The organism is Tabrizicola sp. (assembly GCF_051645465.1).
GTDB lineage: Bacteria > Pseudomonadota > Alphaproteobacteria > Rhodobacterales > Rhodobacteraceae > Tabrizicola.
Genome location: NZ_JBOFBI010000221.1, coordinates 1 through 5,079 on the forward strand (window position 1 = coordinate 1; position 5,079 = coordinate 5,079).

The 5,079-nt window shown below is 60.7% G+C and carries 5 protein-coding genes and 3 pseudogenes; 6 read left to right on the forward strand and 2 right to left on the reverse strand.

The window, feature by feature from the left end; genetic code table 11:
* Positions 1–311: hypothetical protein (locus tag ACRCSW_RS14390; RefSeq protein WP_438706145.1), on the forward strand; the 311-nt coding region annotated here is incomplete at its 5' end.
* Positions 312–553: 242 nt separating this feature from the next.
* Complete coding sequence (locus tag ACRCSW_RS14395) at positions 554–1,750, forward strand: tyrosine-type recombinase/integrase (RefSeq protein ID WP_438706147.1); 1,197 nt, start codon at positions 554–556, stop codon at positions 1,748–1,750.
* On the opposite strand, the gene ACRCSW_RS14400 is transcribed toward ACRCSW_RS14395, so the two are convergent.
* Together ACRCSW_RS14400 and ACRCSW_RS14405 are read right to left on the reverse strand one after the other, a co-directional pair.
* The gene (locus ACRCSW_RS14400) at positions 1,725–1,919 is read right to left on the reverse strand and encodes a helix-turn-helix domain-containing protein (protein ID WP_438706149.1); all 195 of its coding nucleotides are present in this window, start codon (positions 1,917–1,919) and stop codon (positions 1,725–1,727) included. The genes ACRCSW_RS14395 and ACRCSW_RS14400 overlap by 26 nt on opposite strands.
* Positions 1,916–2,122, reverse strand: a complete 207-nt coding sequence (locus ACRCSW_RS14405) for a helix-turn-helix transcriptional regulator (protein WP_147160732.1) — start codon at positions 2,120–2,122, stop codon at positions 1,916–1,918. The genes ACRCSW_RS14400 and ACRCSW_RS14405 overlap by 4 nt, the downstream gene beginning before the upstream one ends.
* Positions 2,123–2,403: 281 nt before the next feature.
* Between ACRCSW_RS14405 and ACRCSW_RS14410 the strand changes: the two genes are divergently transcribed.
* The 4 genes and pseudogenes from ACRCSW_RS14410 to ACRCSW_RS14425 all read left to right on the forward strand — a co-directional run.
* Positions 2,404–2,781 (forward strand): hypothetical protein, encoded by a 378-nt coding sequence (locus ACRCSW_RS14410; RefSeq protein WP_438706152.1) that lies wholly within the window; start codon positions 2,404–2,406, stop codon positions 2,779–2,781.
* A gap of 39 nt (positions 2,782–2,820) precedes the next feature.
* Positions 2,821–3,509, forward strand: a pseudogene (locus tag ACRCSW_RS14415) (transposase); the annotation flags it as partial.
* A gap of 71 nt (positions 3,510–3,580) precedes the next feature.
* Positions 3,581–4,341: pseudogene (locus tag ACRCSW_RS14420) on the forward strand (IS5 family transposase).
* Between the two features lie 6 nt (positions 4,342–4,347).
* A pseudogene (locus ACRCSW_RS14425) lies at positions 4,348–4,807 on the forward strand (integrase core domain-containing protein); the annotation flags it as partial.
* Positions 4,808–5,079 lie beyond the last annotated feature (272 nt).

Sequence of the window (5,079 nt, forward strand, 5' to 3'; positions counted from 1 at the left end):
TCACAATGGCGCAGCTGATCAATTTCTTCTTTGCATCCTACGCGCTTACCAAAACCGGGCAACCGATTGAGCAATTTGCGGCGATCTTCCCGTTTAGCTCCCCTTTTGCGATGATCGGACGCGCCGCGCTGGAACCAACGCTTTGGCACCATGCAGTCGCCATTACCGGCCAGATTTTCTTCGCGATATTGTTGCTGCGCCTTGGTGTTGTGCTGTTCAAGCGCAACGTGATGAAATCAGGCAGTGCCGGCCGGATAAAGGATGATGGCAAACGGCGGTTATTTGGTTTGATTGCTGTCGGCCGCAATTAAGTTTGGTCAGGCCAATTGTCTGCGATATCGAGGATTTGGTAGCGGAGGAGGCGCTATAACTTTCGTCTCAGGTGATTTCAAGGCGTCCCTAAGTCTACTGTAAATTCAGCGATTTATCTTGTAATGTGTTCGCGGTCGGTCGCTTCGATTTGCCTGAATTCCCACCGAAATGTGGGAACGATTGTGGGAACGAAATGCCGCCTTTTCGGCGGTATGATTCCGCCAACAAGGACTCGAACCTGATGCCGCTGACGATCCTAAAAGTGAAGAATGCCAAGCCCGGTCGCCATGTCGATGGTCGAGGTCTCTGCCTGCTTGTGAAGCCCAGCGGAGCGCGAACCTGGATGCTTCGGATGCAGTTGAATGGCAAGCGCCGCGACTACGGGCTGGGATCGGCGCATGATGTTTCGCTATCCGATGCCAGAATAGCGGCAGTAGAATTGCGCCGCCGCGTTCTAGACGGTTTCGATCCTGTCGCCGAGCGACGCAAGGCGCGGAAGGTCATACCGACCTTCGAAGCCGCAACCCGTTCGTGCCATGAAACCCTGGGGTACGGATGGAAAGACGGGCATCATTCCCGCTGGCTGTCGGGTTTCGAGCGCCACCTCTTTCCGCGCATCGGCAAGAAGCCGGTCGACAAGGTGGACAGCGCCTGTGTGGTCGAGGCGCTGTCCCCGATTTGGCTTGGAATACCGGAAACAGCGCGGCGCTTGCTCCAGCGCATCGGCGTGGTGCTCGATTTCGCGCATGTCAAAGGCTGGGTGCCGGAAGAGGTTTCGTTGCGTTCGGTGCGCAAGGGCTTGCCTCGCCAGAACGACAAACGCGGTCACATGGAGGCCATGCCCTATGCCGACGTTCCGTCACTGATGAAAAAGCTTGCCACCGCCGCCCCGACGACCGGACGCGACGCCTTGCGATTCACGATCTACAATGCCGCGCGGTCCAACGAGACGCGCCTTGCGGTATGGACCGAGTTCGATCTCGAAAAGGAGGTATGGACCATTCCCGCTGAACGGATGAAGGCAGGCGAAACCCATGTGGTGCCGCTTTCGGCACCGGTTGTGGCATTGCTGCGCAAACGCTGGGATGAGCGGACCAGCGATACGGGCTTGGTCTTTTCCAACGACGGGAAGAAGCCGATCAGCGACATGACCATGACCAAGCTTCTGCGCGACGATGGTTTCGCGAGCATCACCGTGCACGGCTTCCGATCCACCTTCACGGACTGGGCCGCCGAATGCACCGACTTCCCCAAGGAGGTCGCTGACAAGGCCCTCGCCCACAAGTTGCCCAACAAGGTCGAAGCGGCCTACCGCCGAACCGATTTCTTTGAGAAGCGCCGCAGCCTGATGATGCAATGGGCGGATTATCTGAGCAATCGCACACCAGCGGCGGATACGTCGGCAGCAGAGCCTACTTCGACTCGCGCTGCCGCATGACCAGCTCGTGCAGACTGGCAGTCGTGATACGGGTCGATTTGCCGAGCTTGATGACCTCAATTTCGCCCGACGCAATCAGTTCGTAGAGCTTGGTGCGGCCGACGCCGATCATGCGCGCAGCGTCATTGACCTTCACGCAGATCGGCTCGACCGAAGGCAGCGCTGTCACAGCGCCGCGCTCTCATTCCGATACGAGACCGGATCATCGATCCAGCGGTTCACGGCGGATTCCCGCCAGCCCGCGCCGTGAACACTGATCTTTACCTGAGACGGGAAAGTCCCCTCTGCGATTTTGCGATACATGGTGGAGCGGGACAGGCCGGTGCGGGCGAGAACGGTCTTGAGGCGGATGATCTTGTCAGGGTTGGACATGGGACTTGCTTCCATTCATTGGCAGTTACTGGTGCCCCCTGATCCAAGAATTTCGCTATGAGGCATCCAGCGCAACAGAATTCACAGTCCCTGACCCGTTCGGCGTAGATGCGGATAGAATAACTTGCGGAAGGACAGGCACGGATACGGAAGAGGAGAGAAGAAGGCGGACGCAATCATGGGGCGTCTTAATGCGGCGCTTTTTGCCGTGACCAGAGCAGACGCGGGGTTTTGCCGGTAAATCTGCGCACAAACGGCGGATATTTGCGCCACACCTGCCGATGCTTGCGCGCGAATCAGCCTTCGCCTTGCTGTTCACGCTGGTGCTCGATCCAGTTCTGGCTTTTCAGATAGCCAATAGGCATGTTGAGCCGATGAATGACGAATTTCCTACCCGGCTACCTTGGCCTGCGAACTTTCCTGATGTGGTCATCCACACAGACGTTCGCACGCGTGACAGCCACCCGGGGTACGCCGCGGCAAAGAGCGGTGATGCAAACGCAGGCCTGATGCTGGCTGCGGACCTCCTCTCGCCTGACGGGTTGGCTCACATCCATGCACTTATTCGAGGCCGCCCCACCCTGCTTCTGCCGGTGGTCGCGGACGAATTGACCGGTTTCAACGCAATCCCGGATGTGCCGTGCTCCCCTGAAATGTGACCTTTTTTGGTAGAGTCCGACGCCAAGGAGTCGGACGAGATGAAGCGAAGCAGGTTCAACGAAGAACAGATCATTGCGATTTTGAAGGAGCAAGAAGCGGGCATGGCGACGGCGGAGGTTTGCCGCCGGCACGGGATCAGCTCGGCAACGTTCTACAAGTGGAAGTCGAAGTTCGGCGGCCTGGAGGTATCCGAGGCCCGGCGGTTGCAGTCGCTCGAGGAGGAGAACTCGCGGCTCAAGAAGCTGCTGGCCGAGGCGATGCTCGACAATGCCGTCCTGAAGGATCTGGCCTCAAAAAAATGGTAACGCCCGGCGCGAAGCGGGAAGCCGTCGCCCATGCCCGGGAACATCACGGGGTGAGCGAGCGTCGGGCGTGTGCACTGGTTGGTGTGAGCCGCAGGGTGGTTCGGTATGAGCCAAGCAGGCCAGATGACGGGGCGCTGCGGCAACGGCTGCGCGAGCTGGCGGCGGAACGTCGCCGGTTCGGCTATCGCCGCCTGGGCTACCTGCTGGCGCGGGAAGGCATGACGCCCAACCACAAGAAGCTGCTGCGCATCTACCGCGAGGAAGGGCTGCGGGTGCGCCGCCGCGGTGGTCGCAAACGGGCACTGGGCACGCGCAGGCCAATGGTGCTGCCGGATGGCCCGAACCAGCGCTGGTCGCTCGACTTCGTCTCTGACAGCCTGATCTGCGGTCGGCGCTTCCGCATCCTGTGCGTGGTCGATGACTAGGGTCAGGACCCATTAAATTGCTTGCGTGATGTTTGATGGGCTGATTCAAGGTGGCAGGAGGTGCCGCCATGGATGAGCTGCCATTGCTGAGCGAGGCGCAGATGCGCCGGATCGAGCCCTATTTCCCGTTGTCGCACGGGGTGCCGCGGGTGGATGACCGGCGGGTTCTAAGCGGGATCGTGTTCGTGATCAGGAACGGGCTGCGCTGGCGCGATGCGCCGGGCGGCTATGGCCCGCACAAGACGATCTACAACCGCTTCATTCGCTGGAGCCGGATGGGAGTGTTCAACCGCATTTTCGTCGAGCTGGCGAAGGAGAGCGGTTCGGACCGGTTGATGATCGATGCCACTCACCTCAAGGCGCACCGCACCGCCGCCAGCCTGTTCAAAAAGGGGCTCTACCCCGATCTATCGGGCGCAGCCGGGGCGGGCTGACCAGTAAGCTCCATGTGGTGTGCGATGGCCTGGGACGGCCGTTGCGCCTCTATCTCACCGAGGGGCAGAGGAGCGATCACAAGGGCGCCGAAGCGCTGATCGCCACGCTGCCGCCCGCCGCCACCCTGCTCGGCGACCGCGCCTATGACTCGCGTTAGTTCCGCCAGGCGCTCGCCGAACGCGGCATCACCCCCTGCATCCCGCCCCAGCGCTCGCGCAAAATCCAGCATTCCTACGATGCCGCCCTCTACCGACAGCGGCACAAGATCGAGAACATGTTCGCCCGCCTAAAAGACTGGCGCCGCATCCACACCCGTTACGACCGCTGCGCCGACATCTTCCTCGCCGCCATCACCCTGGCCGCAATCGCCATCTTCTGGATCAATGAGTCCTGACCCTAGTCCCGGGAGTGCCTGGCGCTGGTGGCCGATACGTCGCTATCTGGGGCACGGGTGGCCCGCGAACTGGACCAGCCTGCTGGGTTGCCGCGGCAAGCCGCATACGGTGGTCAGCGACAATGGTACCGAACTGACCTCGTCGGCCATCCTGCGCTGGTCGCAGGAGTGCCGCGTCGAGTGGCACTACTTCGCGCCGGGCAAGCCGATGCAGAACGGCTTCGTGGAAAGCTTCAACGGCCGCCTGCGGGACGAATGCCTCAATGAGACCCTGTTCACCTCGCTGGCCCATGCCCGGTTCGTCCTGGCCGCTTGGCGGCATGATTACAACACGGTCAGGCCGCACTCGAAACTGGGCGGAAAGACCCCCGCCGAGATCGCTGGCCAACGTGTCTCGGGGCATGCCCCCAGACACGTTGCCATCCCCTCAAACAACCATCATGAAGGAGCGAGACTCTACCTCTGACTGGTAACAATCAGGTGAGCACGTCAGTCACCTCCTCGGACCCATCGGGCACATCCCACCTGCCGAGGCCGAGGCCAACTACTATGCAGCCAACGAGACCCTCGATATGGTGGCATGACCCAATTGAAATTGCCTCCGGAAAACCCGGGACGCTTCAATCACGCGGCGGCTTTACGAGCAAGGTCCACGCCCGCTGTGACAATCAAGGACTGCCTATCGGGTTCATCCTGACCGGCGGCGAGGCTTCGGATTATGCAGCGGTCGATGACCTG

Coding starts and splice junctions, on each gene's coding strand:
- ACRCSW_RS14410 (WP_438706152.1), top strand. CDS start 2,404: ATGCTTGCGCGCGAATCAGCCTTCGCCTTGCTGTTCACGCTGGTGCTC.
- ACRCSW_RS14405 (WP_147160732.1), bottom strand. CDS start 2,122: ATGTCCAACCCTGACAAGATCATCCGCCTCAAGACCGTTCTCGCCCGC.
- ACRCSW_RS14395 (WP_438706147.1), top strand. CDS start 554: ATGCCGCTGACGATCCTAAAAGTGAAGAATGCCAAGCCCGGTCGCCAT.